Below are 16,771 nucleotides of genomic sequence, written 5' to 3'. Positions count from 1 at the left end.
CATCCTTCAGCGGGCTTTTTCGCTAATGGCCTCATCGTGGGGAGGCTGGTTCAGCCCAAGAATAGCCGGTAAGCCGGGTTCTCGGTCTCGTCCCAGTATGGATAGCCGATCTTGGCCAGGGCTGCCGGCACCAGGTGACGCTCTTCCTCCGGCACCTGCAGGCCCGCGACCACGCGCCCGTCGGCGGCGCCGTGGTTGCGGTAGTGGAACATCGAGATGTTCCAGCGCCCGCCCAGCTTGTTGAGGAAATTGAACAGGGCACCAGGCCGCTCCGGAAACTCGAAGCGCAGCACCATTTCGTCGCTGGCGCCGGCTGAGTGGCCACCCACCATGTGGCGGATATGCAGCTTGGCCAGTTCGTTGTCGGTCAGATCAGTGACCGGAAAACCTTGTTCCGTCAGATGTTGCACCAAGGCCGCACGCGGATCGGTTTCCGGGTGGGTCTGCACACCGACGAAAATGTGCGCCTCGTCCGAGGTGTGCTTGCGGTAGTTGAATTCGGTGATCTGGCGTTTGCCAATGGCCTCGCAGAAGGCCTTGAAACTGCCAGGGCGCTCGGGGATGGTCACGGCGATGATCGCCTCGCGCTTCTCGCCCAGCTCGGCGCGCTCGGCCACATGCCGCAGGCGGTCGAAGTTGACGTTGGCGCCGGAGTCGATGGCCACCAGGGTCTGCCCGCTCACACCTTTGAGTTCGACATACCGCTTGATGCCCGCCACGCCCAAGGCACCGGCAGGTTCGGTGATCGAACGGGTATCGTCGTAGATGTCCTTGATTGCCGCGCAGATCTCATCGGTACTGACGGTGATCACCTCATCGACATGATGACGGCAGATATCGAAGGTGTGCTGGCCGATCTGCGCCACCGCCACGCCATCGGCGAACAGCCCCACCTGCGGCAGCACCACGCGCTCACCGGCCGCCATGGCAGCTTGCAAGCAGTTGGAATCGTCCGGTTCGACGCCGATCACCTTGATTTCCGGGCGCAGATACTTCACGTAGGCAGCGATGCCGGCGATCAGGCCGCCGCCGCCGACCGGCACGAAGATCGCGTCCAACTGCCCGGGGTGCTGGCGCAGGATTTCCATGGCCACCGTGCCTTGCCCGGCAATGGTGTGCGGATCATCGTAGGGGTGGATGTAGACGAAGCCCTTCTCCTCCACCAGCTTCAGCGAGTAGGCCAGCGCCTCGGGGAAGGAATCGCCGTGCAGCACCACCTTGCCGCCGCGCGAGCGCACACCTTCGATCTTGATCTCCGGCGTGGTCTTGGGCATGACGATGGTCGCCTTGATACCCAGCTCCCGCGCAGCCAGGGCCAGGCCCTGGGCATGGTTGCCAGCCGAGGCGGTGACCACGCCACGGGCCAGCTCCTCGGCGCTCAGTTGCGCCAGCTTGTTGTAGGCCCCGCGGATCTTGAACGAGAACACCGGCTGCAGGTCTTCGCGCTTGAGCAGCACAGTGTTGCCCAGGCGCTTGCTCAGTTGCCCGGCAGTGTGCAGCGGGGTTTCGACAGCAACGTCGTAGACGCGCGAGGTGAGGATCTTCTTGACGTACTGTTCGAGCATCGGAAAGCATCACTGGGCCGCGGGACAAGGGCTGGGAGTCTACCGCAGCGCCACGTCGGACGACCACAGCAACGCCGCGGGAGCCGTTATACTAGGCAACTTTCGATATCCGCCCTGCCCCTCCCGGAGCCCGCATGACCCAGGACCAACTCAAACAGGCCGTCGCCCAGGCCGCCGTCGACCTCATCCTGCCCAAGCTGGATGAAAAAAGCGTCGTCGGCGTCGGCACCGGCTCGACCGCCAACTTCTTCATCGACGCCCTGGCCCAGCACAAGACCGCCTTCGACGGCGCCGTCGCCAGCTCCGAGGCCACCGCCCAGCGCCTGAAGGGCCATGGCATCCCGGTGTACGAGCTGAACAGCGTCAGCGAGCTGGAGTTCTACGTGGACGGCGCCGACGAGAGCGATGCCCACCTCAACCTGATCAAGGGCGGTGGCGCGGCCCTGACCCGCGAGAAGATCGTCGCGGCAGTGGCCAAGACCTTCATCTGCATCGCCGACGCGAGCAAGCTGGTGCCGGTGCTGGGCGCCTTCCCGCTGCCGGTCGAGGTCATCCCGATGGCCCGCAGCCACGTGGCGCGCCAGCTGGTCAAGCTGGGCGGCGACCCGGTCTATCGCGAAGGTGTGGTGACCGACAACGGCAACGTCATCCTCGATGTGCATAACCTGCAGATCACCAACCCGGTGGAACTCGAAGCGCAGATCAACGCCATCGTCGGCGTGGTCACCAATGGCCTGTTCGCGGCGCGGCCGGCGGATGTGCTGCTGCTGGGGACCGCCGAGGGCGTGAAGAGCCTGAAGGCCGAGTAGTCGCCAGCGAGGCTGCGCCCTCGAATCGCTGGCAAGCCAGCTCCCTACCCTGTGGGAGCTGGCTTGCCAGCGAACACCGGCGAAGCCGGTGCCATCCTCATCCCATCAAGGCTGCTTGAACACATAGAACAGGTTCGGCTCGCTGACCAGGTAGATGGTCCCGGCGTCGTCCATCGCGATCCCCTCCGCCTGCGGCACGGTCTGCTTCAACCCCTGGAACCCCTTGCGCAATGACAAGGTACTCAGCGGCCGCCCCTTCACATCGAGCTCCAGCACCAGCCGCGACTCGTCGGACAGCGCCAGCAGGTGCCCACTGCGCTCGTCGAACTGCAGGCTCGACAGATCGCGCACGAACAACCGCCGGTCACGCTTGCGATCCTGCACCACATGCACGGCATAGGGCTTGCCGGGGTTTTCGTGGGGGAAGCCATGCACCTCGTAGATCATCATCGGGTCCCGCTCCTTGGCCACGAACAGGCGCTTGCCCGCCGAGTCGTAGGCCAGACCCTCGAAGCCCTTGTTGCCGTTCAGGCCAATGCCCAGGGACAACTGCTCGGCGTCGGCGGCATCGAGGAACAGGGTGTCATCGTCCAGGCGTACGCGGATCAGCCGCTGCTGGCGCTCATCGGTGATCACGTAGCTGTTGGGCCCGACGTACTCCACCGCCTCGGGGTCGCCGAAGCCGGTCAGCGGGACACGGCGCAGGATACGGCCATCCAGCGACAGCTCGATCAGTTCGGACTTGGCATTGGTAACGGTGAACAGGCTCTTGCGGTCGGGGTCGTAGGTCAGCGCCGAGATGTCGTCGTCCAGCCCCTCGATAGGCCTGGCCTCGAGCACCACCTGATAACGATCCAGGCCGATGCTCTGCTCAGCCGGCTGCCACCAAGTCTTGAGGTTGAACCAGCCCCGTTCGAACAAGCGGAACTCATGCCCGGCAGCCCCCAGTATGAGCAGGCAGACAAACACGAAGAAGACGAAGATCAGGCGAATGTGGCGGCGCATGCGGGCGGACTCGGCAATAGGAGCGCGTAGCTAACCACTATCAACTGAAGCAAAGCTTAATGCCATCATCAGAAATGGCTGATCGGTCAGTTCTTTTTGAAGCGATAGAACAGATTCGGTTCGCTGACCATGTACAGGTTGCCCTGGTCGTCCATTGCCACACCTTCGGCCCGGGGAATGGTGTCAGCCAAACCATTGAAGCCGCCCAGCAGGGTCATGAAGCTGACCTGCTCACCCTTTTCGTCAAGCTCGAGCAGCATGTTGGAGTCTGCCGACAATGCCAGCAGATGCCCGGTGCGCGGGTCGATACCCAGCGCGGACAGGTTGCGCAAATCCAGTTCCTCGCTGGGCAACGGCTGTTTCTCGCCCTTGAGCGGGCTCCGCCCATCGGTGTTCCAGATATACATCTTGGGCGGTCGTTCAGCGCCAATGATCAGGCGCTGGCGCATCAAGTCCCAGGCAACAGCCTCGAAGCCCTTGTTGCCATCCTCCGTTTCACCCAGATCATGGGGCTGGTAGTCGGCACGGTTCAGCGAGGTGGTGGCGGCATCCACCTTGACCAGTGTCAGGTCATGGTTGCGCTCGTCGACGATGGCAATCTGGCCATCCTCGAGCACCGCGACACCTTCCGGATTGGACCAACCCACCAGGGGGATCTTGCGCAACACGTCGCCATCGAGGGTGAGCTCGACCAGAAACGGATGCTTGCCCATGACTGCGAACAACGAGCGGGTGTGCGGGTTGAACGCCAAGTCCGACGCCTCGTCGCGCTCCATCCCGGGCAATGGTTTGGCATCGATGTCGACCACGTAGCTAGGCAGCCAGATGCTTTCCTGACGCTCGGCCTGGCTTTCGAAGCCTTCCTTTATCCACAGCAGGCCACGGTCGTCCCAGTGCATGGCCGATACCACGCCATAGCCGATAACCGCTGCTGCAGCCAGGCCGAAGGACCAGCGCCGGTAGAAAGGGCGCTTGGTGGACACGGAGGCGCTGGAAGGAGAAGGCATGCAAGGGTCCTGGAGGGTGAGCGTAGGTTCGCGCATTATCCGCAAAGGGTGTGAAAAAACGGTAAACGCGGCTGCATTCTTGAGGAAAGGCGCGAACCTTCGGGTCAGAGTACCTGGCTTTCGAACCGGCTGAGGCCTGGCAACTCCAGTACCAACTCGTCGCCGACCGCGAACGGTCCTACACCCGCCGGGGTGCCGGTGAGGATCACATCACCTGCCTGCAACGAGAAGCACGCAGCCATATGCTGGATCATCGGCACGATGGGGTTGAGCATCATGGCGCTGTTGCCGTCCTGGCGCACTTCGCCGTTGATGGTCAGGCGAATACCGATATCTTTCAGATCCTCGACGGCCCCTGCCGAGACGAACGGCGGCAGCACGCAAGCACCGTCGAAGCTTTTGCACAGCTCCCACGGCAGGCCTTTTTCCTTCAGCTTGCTCTGCAGGTCGCGCAGGGTTAGGTCCAAGGCCGGGGCATAGCCGGAAATGGCGTCGAGCACTTCTTCCTCGGTCGGTTTGGTCGACAACGGCTTGCCCAGCAACACCGCGATTTCCGCCTCGTAATGCACCGAGCCACGCTCGGTCGGAATCTTGAAGCCACCTTCCAGGGGCACCACGCAACTGCCGGGCTTGATGAACAGCAGCGGCTCGCTGGGGATGGGGTTGTCCAGTTCCTTGGCATGCTCGGCGTAGTTGCGGCCGATGCACACCACCTTGCCCAGCGGGAAGTGGATGCGCGTGCCGTCTACGTACTGGTGCTGGTAACTCATGGCCGACTCCTGTGAACACTGCTTTTATTCGGGAGCGAAGATCTTACCCGGATTCATGATGCCGTTCGGGTCGAACACCGCCTTGATCGCCTTCATGCAGGCGATTTCTTCCGCTGAGCGGCTGTAGCCCAGGTAATCGCGCTTGGTCATGCCCACGCCGTGCTCGGCGGAGATCGAGCCGTTGTAACGCTCGACGATCTCGAACACCCACTTGTTGACCTTGGCGCAGGAGGCGAAGAAGTCATCCTTGCTCATATGGTCGGGCTTGAGGATGTTCAGGTGCAGGTTGCCGTCGCCGATATGGCCGTACCAGACCACCTCGTAGTCGGGATAATGCTCACCGACGATGGCGTCGATGTCGCGCAGGAACGCCGGCACTTTCGAGACAGTGACAGAGATATCGTTCTTGTACGGCGTCCAGTGGGAGATGGTCTCGGACAGGTACTCGCGCAGCTTCCACAGGTTCTTCAGCTGGGTGTCGCTCTGGCTCATCACTCCGTCCAGCACCCAGCCCTGCTCGACGCAGTGCTCGAAGGTGGCGAGCGCCTCGTTGGCCACCTCGTCGGTGCTGGCTTCGAACTCCAGCAGGGCATAGAACGGGCAGTCGGTTGCGAATGGTGCGGGCACGTCGCCCCGGGCGAGGATCTTGGCCAGGCCCTTGTCGGAAAAGAACTCGAATGCGGTGAGGTCGAGCTTGCCCTGGAAGGCGTGCAGCACTGGCATGATCGCGTCGAAGTCAGGCGTGCCCAGCACCATCGCCGTGAGGTTGCGCGGCGCACGGTCCAGGCGCATGGTCGCCTCCACCACAAACCCCAGGGTACCTTCGGCGCCGATGAACAGTTGGCGCAGGTCGTAGCCGGTGGCGTTCTTGATCAGGTCCTTGTTCAGCTCGAGCAGCTCGCCCTTGCCGGTGACCACCTTCAGCCCGGCCACCCAGTTGCGGGTCATGCCGTAGCGAATCACCTTGATCCCGCCGGCATTGGTGCCGATATTGCCGCCGATCTGGCTGGAGCCTGAAGAGGCGAAGTCCACCGGATAGTACAGCCCCTGATCCTCGGCGAACTGCTGAAGCTGGCGGGTTACCACGCCCGGCTGGCACACGACGGTTCGATCGAACTCATTGAAGGCCAGGATCTGGTTCATGTAGTCGAAGGCGACCACCACCTCGCCATGGGCGGCCACGGCAGCGCCCGACAATCCCGTACGCCCGCCCGATGGCACCAAGGCGACCTTGTGCCGGTTGGCCCAGCGCACGATGGCCTGGACTTGATCGATGGTTTTGGGGAAGACGATCGCGCTGGGCGCAGGCGGGTAGTGCTTGGTCCAGTCCTTGCCGTAGGCGTCGAGCGAGGCTGGGTCGGTGAGGACCTTGCCAGGGTCGACCAGGGTCATCAGTTCATCAATTACCACGGACTGGGTCATCGCTGGAACTCTCGCCTTATTCATAGTCACCCTGAGCACGCTTCACCTGTCGGGATGGGCTCAGATTGTGTCGCGTATGCTAGCATAGCCCTCCCGCTGTTCGTGCTAAGGCCGACGCCGCGCCGCTTCACCCCCCTCGCCATTTTTCTCCGGGATACAGGTTTACGCAGATGAGCAAGACTTCTCTCGACAAGAGCAAGATCAGGTTCCTTCTTCTTGAAGGCGTCCACCAGAATGCGGTGGATATCCTCAAGGCTGCCGGGTACAGCAACATCGAGTACCTCACTGGCTCGCTGCCGGATGCAGAGCTGAAGGAAAAGATCGCCGATGCCCACTTCATCGGCATCCGCTCGCGCACCCAGCTGACCGAAGAGGTCTTCGACTGTGCGAAGAAACTGGTCGCGGTCGGCTGTTTCTGCATCGGCACCAACCAGGTCGACCTGAGCGCAGCGCGCAACCGCGGCATCGCGGTGTTCAACGCACCGTACTCCAACACCCGTTCGGTAGCCGAGCTGGTGCTGGCCGAAGCCATCCTGTTGCTGCGCGGCATCCCCGAGAAGAACGCCTCCTGCCACCGCGGTGGCTGGATCAAGAGCGCGGCCAACTCCTTCGAGATCCGCGGCAAGAAACTGGGCATCGTCGGCTACGGCTCGATCGGCACCCAGCTGTCGGTGCTGGCCGAGGGCCTGGGCATGCAGGTCTACTTCTACGACCCGCTGACCAAGCTGCCGCTGGGCAACGCCACCCAGGTGACCAGCCTGAACGAACTGCTGGGCCTGGCCGACATCGTCTCGCTGCACGTGCCTGAGCTGCCATCCACCCAGTGGATGATCGGCGAGAAGGAAATCCGCGCGATGAAGAAGGGCGCCATCCTGATCAACGCCGCCCGTGGCACCGTGGTCGAGCTGGATCACCTGGCCGCCGCGATCAAGGACAAGCACCTGATCGGCGCCGCCATCGACGTGTTCCCGGTAGAGCCGCGCTCCAACGACGAAGAGTTCGAAAGCCCGCTGCGTGGCCTGGACAACGTGATCCTGACCCCGCACATCGGTGGTTCCACCGCCGAAGCCCAGGCCAACATCGGCCTGGAAGTGGCCGAGAAGCTGGTCAAGTACAGCGACAACGGTACCTCGGTGTCGTCGGTCAACTTCCCGGAAGTCGCCCTGCCGGCGCACCCGGGCAAGCACCGCCTGCTGCACATCCACGAAAACATCCCGGGCGTGCTCAGCGAAATCAACAAAGTGTTCGCCGAGAACGGTATCAACATCTCCGGTCAGTTCCTGCAGACCGATGAGAAAGTGGGTTACGTGGTCATCGACGTCGATGCCGAGTACTCCGATCTGGCCCAGGAGAAACTGCAGCATGTGAAGGGCACTATTCGCTCGCGCGTACTGTTCTAAGTTTGCCGGCTGCATGAAGAAGGGAGGCCCTGGTGGCCTCCCTTTTTCGTTGTTGCGCGTCTCAAAGAGCAAGCGTCATTTGACGTTGACGGTGATCTTCTGCGATTCGACGCTCGGTTTGAACGGCACGTGGTACTTGTCGCCCAGCACCAGCTGCAGGGTGTGCTTGCCCGGCGTCAGGGTGATGGTCGCCTCGGTCTGCGCCTTGCCGAAGTGCAGCACTTGCGGGCCGGCCGGCAGGGGGGCGTTGTTCTCCGGCATCAGGCTGGTCGGCAACGGCATGTCGGCGACCGGCGCCTTGTCCACATCAACCAACAGATGGTGATGCCCGGTGTGCGGGGTCTGGTCACCCGCGGGCTTGAGGCCCATACCCTCGATACCGAACTTGACGGTGAAGGTCTTGTCGACCGTGGCCCCGTCGGCGGGGGAAACGATGAAGACCTTGGCGCCTTCCGGTGGCTGCTGGCTCTTCAGCGCATCCGCGGCACTGGCGAACACCGACGCCCCCATCAGCAGACCGGCGACGGCAGCACGCGAAAATAGGCTTTTCATTCACTTCTCCTGTGATTCACTTCAATTGACCGCTATCACTTAAACGAAGCACAGCGGTACTTCACCATAGTCCAACCAGCCCGGCAGAGGTTCAAAAACAGGGGCAGAAATATTTCAGGCCGGCGTAAACATTAACGCAGCTACACGGTCATAGGCTGCGTTCGACCGCGGCAGAAAAGAAAGCCTCGGCGAATGACATTCACCTGCCGAACAAGAAAGGGGCACTCATGCGTTTGACCATTGGCATTCTGTTGGCGGTATTGTTCAGCCCACTGGCCCAGGCCGAACTGATCGACGAAATCAACGACCGTGGCGAACTGCGTATTGCCGTGCTGGGCGATTCACCACCTTATGCGTTCAAGGAAGACGAACACCTGACCGGTTTCGAAATCGAGTTGGGCCAGGCCCTGGCAAAGGAGCTGGATGTGCGGGCCGAGTTCGTCGAGACCGCAGCCGAAGAGGTGCTGCCTGGGGTGGAGAGCGGCAAGTTCGACATGGCCTTCAACAAGCAATACGTCGAACCGAGCGACCAACTCGACACCATTCGGGCCCTGGCCAGCCAGAAACTGGTGATTCCGTACCTGAAGGACAATCCAGCCTTCGAGACGGCTGTGAACAATGCCCTGCAACGGATCAAGGACGATGGCCGCCTGGCTGACCTGGAAAGCAAATGGCTCAAGGGTACCAAGCAGGCGAGCGCCGGACAGTAACACCGCATCGCGGGGCAAGCCCGCTGCCGTCATGCTCAGCATTGCGTGGCAGCGGGCTTGCCCCGCGATCAGATCTGGCTCAACGCTCGCTGCGCGTCTTCCAGCTCCAGCTCGCTGAACACGAGCAACCCTTCGCGCCGCAACAAGGCCGTGGTCACGCCCTCACCCGCCACCTTCACACCGCTGAAACTGCCGTCATAGGTCTGCAGATTGCCACACGAGGGGCTGCCCGACTTGAGCACCGCCACACGGATGCCATGCCGACGCACCAGTTCCAGCGCCAGGCGGGCCCCGGCGAGAAAGGCGTCGCTGACATCGTCGCCGGTCACCGTCAGCACCTGTGCCTGCCCATCCAGCACCGCCCCACCCTGCCCACCGGGTATCTCCGCAGGCGGTCGTGGTGTCGGCAAGCCACCGGCTACTTCCGGGCACAGTGGCACCACCCTGCCTTCGGCCTGCCAACGCTGCAATACATCGGGATGGCCACTGGCACGTCCGTCGTAGCGCACCGGCTGGCCCAGCAGGCAGGCGCTGACCAGTACCTTCGGCAGCTCAGAACGGCTCATTGCCACGGCGCCGGAACCAACCGGTCAACGACAGGCGTTCACGCCCTGCCGGCAGCACTTCGTGCGGAACTTCGCCCGACAGGAACACCACCAGGCTGCCCGCCAACGGCGCCACGTCGTGTTCGACATCACCCTTCAGGAACATGCGCAATTGGCCACCATCCTGCGGCTGCCAGCCCTCATTGAGGTACAGCACGGCCGACACCATGCGCCGGTCGTCGTCGCGGAAACGGTCAAGATGGCGCTTGTAGAAGGCGCCCGGAGGGTACAGGGCGAAATGGCACTCGAAGTCCTCCAGCCCCATGAACAACCCCTGATTGATGGCCTGGCGCAGATCGTCCATCGCCCCCAGGTAGCGGTCGCAGACCTCCGACTCACCAGGGTCGATCCACTGGATCTGGTCGCCACGGATCGCCTCGCGGATCTCCTGCGCGGCGCCACGACCAATGCCGGCGGGGTTGAGCTCACCCTCGGCGTAACGACGACGGCATTCGGCCGCCAGCGCGCGCGACAGCTCGTCGGGCAGGAAAAGAGATTGCTGCGACCAGCCACGGGTGGCCAGGTCATCGACGATCGTCGACAGCAGCGGATGTTCGGAAGGAATGTGCATGGCGCATCATAGCCATTCGGCCATCGCTCGCACAGCGCCGCTTGGTCAGGAAGCGCCGCTGGCGACTCGACAAAGCCCCGCCACGCCAAGGACAATGGCGGCCTGCCGACAGGAGTCCTGAATGCGCCGTCTGTTTTCCCTGCTTCTGCTGATGATCTGCACCATGCCTGTCTGGGCAGACACCCTCGATCAGCTGTACAAGGTCGCTGGCTGGCCCGACCAGCGCGCCCATTTCAACGATGCCGTGAGCGCCGCCCAACAGCGCTACCGCAACAGCCTGCCGCCTGCGGTTTACCAGGCGCTGGTCAATAACAGCAACCAACGGTTCCAGGCCCAGGCCATGGACCAACGGGCCCAGGCGCAACTGCGCGCCAACCTGCCCAACCCCTCGCCGGCCCTGGCCTTCTTCCAGTCGCCGCTGGGGCGCAAGGTGGTGGCCGCCGAACTGCTCGCCACGCGCAAGGACCAACTGGCCAAGCATGCCAAGGGCCTGCCGAAGATCCAGGCCAGCGACAACCGGGTGCTGATCGTCGGCCACCTGGCCCAGGCCCTGCCCGCTCGCGAAGCTGGCGCCGAGGTCAGCCTGGCGATCGCCGGCGTTGCAGCTGACAGTCTGAGTTCGATGCTGCCCGGCCTGTTCGGCGGCGGCCAGGCCCAGAGCCTGCTCGATGGCCAACGCCAGCGTTTGATGAACCAGGTGGGCGAGGACTTGAACAACACGCTGCTGTACGTATATCGCGACCTGTCGGACGCCGAGCTCGAACAGTTCGCCACCTTCGCCGAATCGACGGACGGCCAGGCCTACTACAAAGCCGCGGTGGCCGCGGTTCGCGCCGCCCTGGCCGTGGGCCAGAACGCCGCCAACCTGAAGTGAGTCAGCCCAGGCGCTGGCCGATGAACTCGAAGTAGCGCTGGCGGATGCCGGGCAGCTCGTTGGCCAGGTGATGCCGCGCCTCGGGCAGCATGAGGATCTGCGGCTCGGCGAACTTGGCCTTGAGCACCTTGAGGTTGTACGGCCAATCCACCGTGCCGTCCGCCTCGCCCTGCACGATCAGCGGCCGCCGCGTGCTCCGGGGCGCGGCTTCGATGCGCCGGACCCACTCCATCAGCGCACCGACCCAGGCGGTCGGCAGGCGCCGTGGCTGCAGCGGGTCGGCTTCGAGAAAAGGCAGGAAAGCCGGGTCGTTGGTGTTCTCGCTGAAGCGCCGCTCGATGCCGTTGACGAAGTGGCGCAGCACCCGGTAACTCAACTTCGACCAGCCCCAGGCCCGCGGGCGCACCAGGGGGGCCAACAGGATTGTCTCTCCGTCAACAGGGCTGCTTTCGCCCTGGTGCAACAGATGGTCGACCACGATAGCCCCACCGGTGCTTTGGCCGCAGAGATGCCAGGGTCTTGGCAGGTCGAGCAGCCGGGCCTGTTCGAACAGCGCCTGAAGCACCTGCTGGTAGATGCCGAAATCATCGATGCTGGCCCGCTCGCCACTGGACAGGCCATGCCCTGGCAGGTCGCAGCCGATCACGGCGTAGCCGCGCCCCAGGGCCCATTCGATCACGTGGCGGTACAAGCCCATGTGATCGTAGTAGCCATGCAGCAGGAACAACGTCGCCTGTGGCCGCTCGGGCAGCCAGACCTGGCCGACCAGGTCGAAACCCGCCACTTGGAAGCCGCCCAGCCAACTGTGCGCGGACAGGCCCAGGCCGTAGAAGCCCTGGTAGGCCTGGCCCTGGGTGGACAGCAGGTGGCGATCGGCAAGGGGCGACAGGCTGGCGCGCAGCAGGTCGGGGTGGAAACTGGCGGGCATCGGTACATCCAGAGTGAAGCAAGTATTGATCTGCGATATTCAGCTCTGGGCCGCGTCATGGCAAGCTTGGCCCTCCTACGACGAACAATGCGAGCCCGCTCCCACGAGCATCGCGCAAGGCCCCCATGGCGAAGCGACTTCTCACACTCCTTGCACTGCTACTCTGCGCCACCGCCCTGTGGTGGGCCTACGACAGCTTCCAATCCCGCTATCTACGCCCGTTCGACAACCAGGCCACCTTTTTCGATGGCAGCCAACTGCGTCTTCCACCCGAACTGGCCGGCCCGGGGCCGATCCGCGTGGTGCATTTCTGGGATCCGGCCTGCCCGTGCAACGTCGGCAACCAGCAGCACCTGGGCGAGCTGGTCGAGCACTTCGCACCGCTCGGGGTCAGCTTCCATGTCGTGCAAAAGCCTGGCAGCCACGGCCAACTGCCGGCCAACCTGGGAACACTGAAGCCCCTGACCAGCCTGCCCGGCAGCGAGCACCTGCCCGCCAGCCCCGCCGTGGCGATCTGGGACCACGACGGCAACCTCGCCTACTTCGGCCCCTACAGCGAAGGCGCGGTATGCAACTCGAGCAACAGTTTCATCGAGCCAATCCTCAAGGCGCTGGCACAAGGGCGTCGGGTGCAGGCCTCGAATACCCTGGCGGTCGGCTGCTATTGCCCCTGGATCGATTGACGCACCCGCGCCGGATTACCCACCACCACCGCTCCCGCCGGCACATCCCGGGTCACCACACTGCCGGCGCCGACCACGGCGTTATCACCGATGGTCACCCCCGGCAGGATGATCGCCCCGCCGCCGATCCAGACGTTGTCGCCAATGATTACCGGGCGCCCGCTTTCCAGGCCGCTGCGGCGCAGCGCCGAGTCCAGCGGGTGGTCGGCGGTGTAGATCTGCACCGCCGGGGCGATCTGGCAGTCGGCGCCGATGCGCACCGGCAGCACGTCGAGGATCACGCAGTTGAAGTTCATGAAGGTGTTGGCGCCCACGCTGATGTTGTAGCCATAGTCGCAGTGGAACGGCGGCCGGATCACCACGCCTTCGCCCACGCTGGCGAAATGCGCCTTCAACAACTCATGGCGCGCCTCGTTGGGTTGCTCGACGCTGCCGTTGTAGCGATGCATCCACTGCCGGTTGGCCGCCTGCTCGGCTTGCAGCTCGGGGCAGCCGGCATGGTAGAGCTGGCCTGCCAGCATTTTCTGTTTTTCGCTGAGGGACATGGAAACTCCTTTCAGGGGGCTATGCTCAGTTCGCGAATCCGCCGATGATCGGACCACATTCTTTCGCTCGAGTGCACAAGGAGTCTCGATGAAGCGCAGCCTGACCTTGCTGGCGGTGGTGATCGCCTTGGCCGCCGCAGGCGGCGGTTACTGGTATGTGCAGGGCAAGCAGCCCCAGCGCGATGGAGAGATGGCCATCAACGGCTTGCAGGCGCCGGTCAGCGTGCGCTTCGATGCCCGTGGCGTGCCGCACCTGCAGGCGCAGAACGAACAGGACCTGTACCGCGCCCTGGGCTATGTGCAAGCACAGGACCGTCTGTTCCAGATGGAGATCATGCGCCGCCTGGCTCGCGGCGAGCTGGCCGAGGTGCTGGGCGAGAAGTTGCTGCCTACCGACACCCTGTTCCGCAGCCTGCGCATTCGCGACCAGGCGGCCTTGATGGTGCAGCGCCAGGACCGCCAGTCACCGGCCTGGCAGGCGCTGCAGGCCTACCTGGACGGCATCAACCAGTGGCAGGCCAGCCACCCCAAGCCGATGGAGTTCGACCTGCTCGGCATCACGCCGCGCCCCTTCACCGCCGAGGACACCCTGAGCATTGCCGGCTACCTCGCCTACAGCTTCGCCGCCGCGTTCCGCACCGACCCGGCGCTGACCTACATTCGCGACCAGCTCGGCCCCGAGTACCTGAAGATCTTCGACCTCGACTGGCAGCCCGACGGCGCCGTGGCCACGCCGCTGGCCGCCGCCGACTGGCGCAGCCTGGAGCAGTTGGCGCGACTCAGCCACGAGGCCCTGGGCGATGCGGGTGTTCCGCAGTTCGAGGGCAGCAACGCCTGGGCCGTGGCCGGCAGCCATACCCGCAGCGGCCGGCCACTGCTGGCGGGTGACCCGCACATCAGCTTCGCGGTGCCGGCGATCTGGTACGAAGCCGAGTTGTCGGCGCCAGGCTTCAACCTGTATGGCTACTTCCAGGCGCTCAACCCGTTCGCCCTGCTCGGCCACAACCGCGACTTCGGTTGGAGCCTGACCATGTTCCAGAACGACGACGTCGACCTGATCGCGGAGCGGACCAATCCGCAGAACCCCGAGCAGGTGATGGTCGATGGCCGCTGGCAGGCGCTGGAAAAGACCGAGCAGCAGATCGCGGTCAAGGACGCCAAACCCGCCAGCATCACCTTGCGCCGCTCACCCCACGGTCCGATCGTCAACAGCGTGCTCGGCGACACCGCCGGCCCGACGCCCATAGCCATGTGGTGGGCCTTCCTGGAAACCGAGAACCCGATACTCGAGGGTTTCTACCAGATCAACCGCGCCGACACCCTGGACAAGATGCGCGAGGCGGCAAGCAAGATCCAGGCGCCAGGGTTGAACCTGGTATGGGCCAATGCCCGTGGCGACATCGGCTGGTGGGCGGCGGCGCGCCTGCCAATTCGCCCGGATGGCGTCAACCCGGCGTTCATCCTCGACGGCGGCAGCGGCCAGGCCGCCAAGCCGGGGTTCTACCCGTTCAGTGTCAATCCACAGCAGGAGAACCCGGCCAGCGGCTACATCGTCTCGGCCAATTACCAGCCACCGGGCGCACTGCCCGTGCCCGGGTACTACAACCTGGCCGACCGAGGGCGCCAGCTCGATCGCCTGTTACGCGACCCGGACATCAAGTGGGACACCCAGAACAGCCAGGCCCTGCAACTGGAAACCAGCACCGACTATGGTCCGCGTACCCTGGCACCGCTGCTCGGCACCTTGCGCAACGTCGCCCAGGGCGACGAAGAAAAGGAACTGGTCGAGCAACTGGCAGCCTGGCGCGGCGACTACCCGCTGGACTCCACCAGCGCCACGCTGTTCAACCAGTTTCTCTACGAGCTGGCGTTCGCCGCCCTGCACGACGAACTGGGCGACACCTGGTTCCCGGTGCTGATCAGTACCCGTGCCATCGACGCCGCGCTGCCTCGCTTGGCTGGCGACCCTCAATCGCCGTGGTGGAATCTGCGCGGTAGCAACGAACACACCGATCGCAACGCCATAGTGCGCCTGGCCTGGCAGCGCAGCCTCAAGCACCTGCGCGAGACCTTCGGCAAGGATCCGGCCAGCTGGCAGTGGGGCAAGGCCCATACCCTCACCCACAACCATCCGCTGGGCGTGAAGAAGCCGCTGAACCTGTTGTTCAATGTCGGGCCCTACGCCGCGCCCGGGACCCATGAGGTGCCGAACAACCTGTCGGCGAAGATCGGCCCGGCGCCCTGGCCGGTCACCTACGGGCCCTCCACCCGCCGCCTGATCGACTTCGCCGACGCCGGCGCCGCGCTGACCATCAACCCGGTCGGGCAGAGTGGCGTGCCGTTCGACCGGCACTATGGCGACCAGGCCGAGGACTACATCGAGGGGCGCTATCACAAGGCGCGGATGGGGGTGATTCCGGCGCAAAGCACGCTGCGGCTGGTGCCCAGATAGAAACCGGGGCCGCACAGCGGCCCTCTCGCAATCCATGAGGTCACGCAATGCAGAAACACTTCATCGAGATCGACGGAGCACGCATGAGCTATGTCGACCAGGGCCAGGGCTTCCCAGTGCTGCTGGGCCACAGCTACCTGTGGTCGTCCGCCATGTGGCAACCGCAGATCGACGCCCTGTCACGGCACTTCCGGGTCATCGTGCCTGAGCTGTGGGGCCACGGCGATTCCGCCGCCCCGCCCGCCAGTACCGTCGACATGGCCGCCCTGGCTCGCCAGCATCTGGCGTTGCTCGATGCCCTGGATATCCAGAAGTGCCACCTGGTCGGGCTGTCGGTGGGCGGCATGTGGGGCGCGCAGTTGGCCATCGACCACCCTGAACGCGTCGACCGCCTGGTGCTGATGGACACCTACCTGGGCGCCGAGCCCGAGGCGACGCGGCTGAAGTATTTCGGTTTGCTGGATGCGGCAAGCAAAGCGGGAGCCTTCATCGACCCGTTGCTGGACGTCGTGGTGCCGATCTTCTTCCATGCCGGTGGGGAAACCGTGCCTGACGTGCGCGAGCAGTTCCGCGCCGGGCTGAAGGCGAGCACTGCCAAGACCATCCGCGAAAGCCTCGACCCCATGGGCCGGGTGATCTTCGGCCGGCCAGACCTGCTGGCGCGACTCGGTGAGCTGCCGGGAGAGCGGACCATCGTGCTCTGTGGCGACCAGGACATCCCAAGGCCACCGGCGGAGTCAGCCGAGATGGCGCAGCTGATTGGATGCCTGGCGGCACAGATTCCATTCGCCGGGCATATCTCCAGCCTGGAGAATCCGCAGGTGGTGAATGATTTCCTGCTGAACTGGTTACCGCGTAATTGCTGAGACCGAA

17 protein-coding genes are annotated in these 16,771 nt (G+C 64.1%); 7 read left to right on the top strand and 10 right to left on the bottom strand.

All coding sequences use genetic code 11. From position 1 onward, the window contains the following. Positions 1-50: 50 nt before the first annotated feature. Complete coding sequence (ilvA, locus tag KSS90_RS01345) at positions 51-1,565, bottom strand: threonine ammonia-lyase, biosynthetic (protein WP_217867943.1); 1,515 nt, start codon at positions 1,563-1,565, stop codon at positions 51-53. A gap of 134 nt (positions 1,566-1,699) precedes the next feature. Between ilvA and rpiA the strand changes: the two genes are divergently transcribed. After that, entirely contained in the window at positions 1,700-2,374 is a 675-nt protein-coding gene (gene rpiA / locus KSS90_RS01340; RefSeq protein WP_217867942.1) for a ribose-5-phosphate isomerase RpiA, read from the top strand. 105 nt (positions 2,375-2,479) lie between these two features. Here rpiA and KSS90_RS01335 read toward each other — a convergent pair whose 3' ends face one another. From KSS90_RS01335 to KSS90_RS01320, 4 genes are all read right to left on the bottom strand, one after another. Then, complete coding sequence (locus KSS90_RS01335) at positions 2,480-3,379, bottom strand: SdiA-regulated domain-containing protein (RefSeq protein ID WP_217867941.1); 900 nt, start codon at positions 3,377-3,379, stop codon at positions 2,480-2,482. A gap of 86 nt (positions 3,380-3,465) precedes the next feature. Further along, positions 3,466-4,386, bottom strand: a complete 921-nt coding sequence (locus tag KSS90_RS01330; protein WP_217867940.1) for an SdiA-regulated domain-containing protein — start codon at positions 4,384-4,386, stop codon at positions 3,466-3,468. A gap of 104 nt (positions 4,387-4,490) precedes the next feature. After that, a complete protein-coding gene (locus tag KSS90_RS01325) occupies positions 4,491-5,156 on the bottom strand; it encodes a fumarylacetoacetate hydrolase family protein (RefSeq protein WP_217867939.1) in 666 nt (221 codons plus the stop codon). 24 nt (positions 5,157-5,180) lie between these two features. After that, a complete protein-coding gene (locus tag KSS90_RS01320; protein ID WP_217867938.1) occupies positions 5,181-6,578 on the bottom strand; it encodes a D-2-hydroxyglutarate dehydrogenase in 1,398 nt (465 codons plus the stop codon). Positions 6,579-6,748: 170 nt separating this feature from the next. Between KSS90_RS01320 and serA the strand changes: the two genes are divergently transcribed. Further along, a complete protein-coding gene (serA, locus tag KSS90_RS01315; protein WP_023629826.1) occupies positions 6,749-7,978 on the top strand; it encodes a phosphoglycerate dehydrogenase in 1,230 nt (409 codons plus the stop codon). Between the two features lie 75 nt (positions 7,979-8,053). On the opposite strand, the gene KSS90_RS01310 is transcribed toward serA, so the two are convergent. After that, the gene (locus KSS90_RS01310) at positions 8,054-8,530 is read right to left on the bottom strand and encodes a DUF4399 domain-containing protein (RefSeq protein WP_217867937.1); all 477 of its coding nucleotides are present in this window, start codon (positions 8,528-8,530) and stop codon (positions 8,054-8,056) included. Between the two features lie 227 nt (positions 8,531-8,757). On the opposite strand from KSS90_RS01310, the gene KSS90_RS01305 reads away from it, so the two are divergent. Next, a complete protein-coding gene (locus KSS90_RS01305; protein WP_217867936.1) occupies positions 8,758-9,240 on the top strand; it encodes a transporter substrate-binding domain-containing protein in 483 nt (160 codons plus the stop codon). Positions 9,241-9,308: 68 nt separating this feature from the next. Here the strand turns inward: KSS90_RS01305 and KSS90_RS01300 are convergent, their stop codons facing one another. Next, positions 9,309-9,806 carry a 2-thiouracil desulfurase family protein gene (locus KSS90_RS01300; protein ID WP_217867935.1) on the bottom strand — a complete coding sequence of 166 codons (498 nt, stop codon included), beginning with the start codon at positions 9,804-9,806 and terminating at the stop codon, positions 9,309-9,311. After that, entirely contained in the window at positions 9,793-10,416 is a 624-nt protein-coding gene (locus KSS90_RS01295) for a 2OG-Fe(II) oxygenase (RefSeq protein WP_217867934.1), read from the bottom strand. Before KSS90_RS01295 ends, KSS90_RS01300 begins: the two co-directional genes overlap by 14 nt. A 121-nt stretch (positions 10,417-10,537) precedes the next feature. Here KSS90_RS01295 and KSS90_RS01290 point away from each other — a divergent pair, with 121 nt between their 5' ends. Next, positions 10,538-11,290: a DUF2059 domain-containing protein gene (locus tag KSS90_RS01290; protein WP_217867933.1), complete on the top strand. Its 753-nt coding sequence runs from the start codon at positions 10,538-10,540 to the stop codon at positions 11,288-11,290. 1 nt (position 11,291) lies between these two features. Here the strand turns inward: KSS90_RS01290 and bipL are convergent, their stop codons facing one another. Further along, positions 11,292-12,218, bottom strand: a complete 927-nt coding sequence (gene bipL / locus KSS90_RS01285; RefSeq protein ID WP_217867932.1) for a phospholipase BipL — start codon at positions 12,216-12,218, stop codon at positions 11,292-11,294. 125 nt (positions 12,219-12,343) lie between these two features. Between bipL and KSS90_RS01280 the strand changes: the two genes are divergently transcribed. After that, positions 12,344-12,901, top strand: coding sequence for a DUF6436 domain-containing protein (locus KSS90_RS01280; protein ID WP_217867931.1), 558 nt, complete (start codon positions 12,344-12,346; stop codon positions 12,899-12,901). Here the strand turns inward: KSS90_RS01280 and KSS90_RS01275 are convergent. After that, positions 12,880-13,446: a sugar O-acetyltransferase gene (locus KSS90_RS01275; protein WP_217867930.1), complete on the bottom strand. Its 567-nt coding sequence runs from the start codon at positions 13,444-13,446 to the stop codon at positions 12,880-12,882. The genes KSS90_RS01280 and KSS90_RS01275 overlap by 22 nt on opposite strands. A gap of 88 nt (positions 13,447-13,534) precedes the next feature. On the opposite strand from KSS90_RS01275, the gene KSS90_RS01270 reads away from it, so the two are divergent. Both KSS90_RS01270 and KSS90_RS01265 read left to right on the top strand, forming a co-directional pair. Further along, a complete protein-coding gene (locus tag KSS90_RS01270) occupies positions 13,535-15,898 on the top strand; it encodes a penicillin acylase family protein (protein WP_217867929.1) in 2,364 nt (787 codons plus the stop codon). A gap of 47 nt (positions 15,899-15,945) precedes the next feature. Then, the gene (locus tag KSS90_RS01265) at positions 15,946-16,764 is read left to right on the top strand and encodes an alpha/beta fold hydrolase (protein WP_217867928.1); all 819 of its coding nucleotides are present in this window, start codon (positions 15,946-15,948) and stop codon (positions 16,762-16,764) included. Positions 16,765-16,771: the final 7 nt, after the last annotated feature.

The organism is Pseudomonas maumuensis (assembly GCF_019139675.1).
Lineage (GTDB): Bacteria > Pseudomonadota > Gammaproteobacteria > Pseudomonadales > Pseudomonadaceae > Aquipseudomonas > Aquipseudomonas maumuensis.
The sequence above is the reverse complement of the archived record's forward strand: the minus strand, read 5'-3'. Positions and strand labels throughout refer to the sequence as shown.

What these genes read in the sequence shown, in the direction of transcription:
- serA (WP_023629826.1), top strand. Translation starts at nt 6,749, where the DNA reads ATGAGCAAGACTTCTCTCGACAAGAGCAAGATCAGGTTCCTTCTTCTT.
- ilvA (WP_217867943.1), bottom strand. Translation starts at nt 1,565, where the DNA reads ATGCTCGAACAGTACGTCAAGAAGATCCTCACCTCGCGCGTCTACGAC.
- KSS90_RS01335 (WP_217867941.1), bottom strand. Translation starts at nt 3,379, where the DNA reads ATGCGCCGCCACATTCGCCTGATCTTCGTCTTCTTCGTGTTTGTCTGC.
- rpiA (WP_217867942.1), top strand. Translation starts at nt 1,700, where the DNA reads ATGACCCAGGACCAACTCAAACAGGCCGTCGCCCAGGCCGCCGTCGAC.
- KSS90_RS01270 (WP_217867929.1), top strand. Translation starts at nt 13,535, where the DNA reads ATGAAGCGCAGCCTGACCTTGCTGGCGGTGGTGATCGCCTTGGCCGCC.
- KSS90_RS01280 (WP_217867931.1), top strand. Translation starts at nt 12,344, where the DNA reads ATGGCGAAGCGACTTCTCACACTCCTTGCACTGCTACTCTGCGCCACC.
- KSS90_RS01300 (WP_217867935.1), bottom strand. Translation starts at nt 9,806, where the DNA reads ATGAGCCGTTCTGAGCTGCCGAAGGTACTGGTCAGCGCCTGCCTGCTG.
- KSS90_RS01320 (WP_217867938.1), bottom strand. Translation starts at nt 6,578, where the DNA reads ATGACCCAGTCCGTGGTAATTGATGAACTGATGACCCTGGTCGACCCT.
- KSS90_RS01265 (WP_217867928.1), top strand. Translation starts at nt 15,946, where the DNA reads ATGCAGAAACACTTCATCGAGATCGACGGAGCACGCATGAGCTATGTC.
- KSS90_RS01310 (WP_217867937.1), bottom strand. Translation starts at nt 8,530, where the DNA reads ATGAAAAGCCTATTTTCGCGTGCTGCCGTCGCCGGTCTGCTGATGGGG.
- KSS90_RS01305 (WP_217867936.1), top strand. Translation starts at nt 8,758, where the DNA reads ATGCGTTTGACCATTGGCATTCTGTTGGCGGTATTGTTCAGCCCACTG.
- KSS90_RS01295 (WP_217867934.1), bottom strand. Translation starts at nt 10,416, where the DNA reads ATGCACATTCCTTCCGAACATCCGCTGCTGTCGACGATCGTCGATGAC.
- KSS90_RS01330 (WP_217867940.1), bottom strand. Translation starts at nt 4,386, where the DNA reads ATGCCTTCTCCTTCCAGCGCCTCCGTGTCCACCAAGCGCCCTTTCTAC.
- KSS90_RS01325 (WP_217867939.1), bottom strand. Translation starts at nt 5,156, where the DNA reads ATGAGTTACCAGCACCAGTACGTAGACGGCACGCGCATCCACTTCCCG.
- KSS90_RS01275 (WP_217867930.1), bottom strand. Translation starts at nt 13,446, where the DNA reads ATGTCCCTCAGCGAAAAACAGAAAATGCTGGCAGGCCAGCTCTACCAT.
- KSS90_RS01290 (WP_217867933.1), top strand. Translation starts at nt 10,538, where the DNA reads ATGCGCCGTCTGTTTTCCCTGCTTCTGCTGATGATCTGCACCATGCCT.
- bipL (WP_217867932.1), bottom strand. Translation starts at nt 12,218, where the DNA reads ATGCCCGCCAGTTTCCACCCCGACCTGCTGCGCGCCAGCCTGTCGCCC.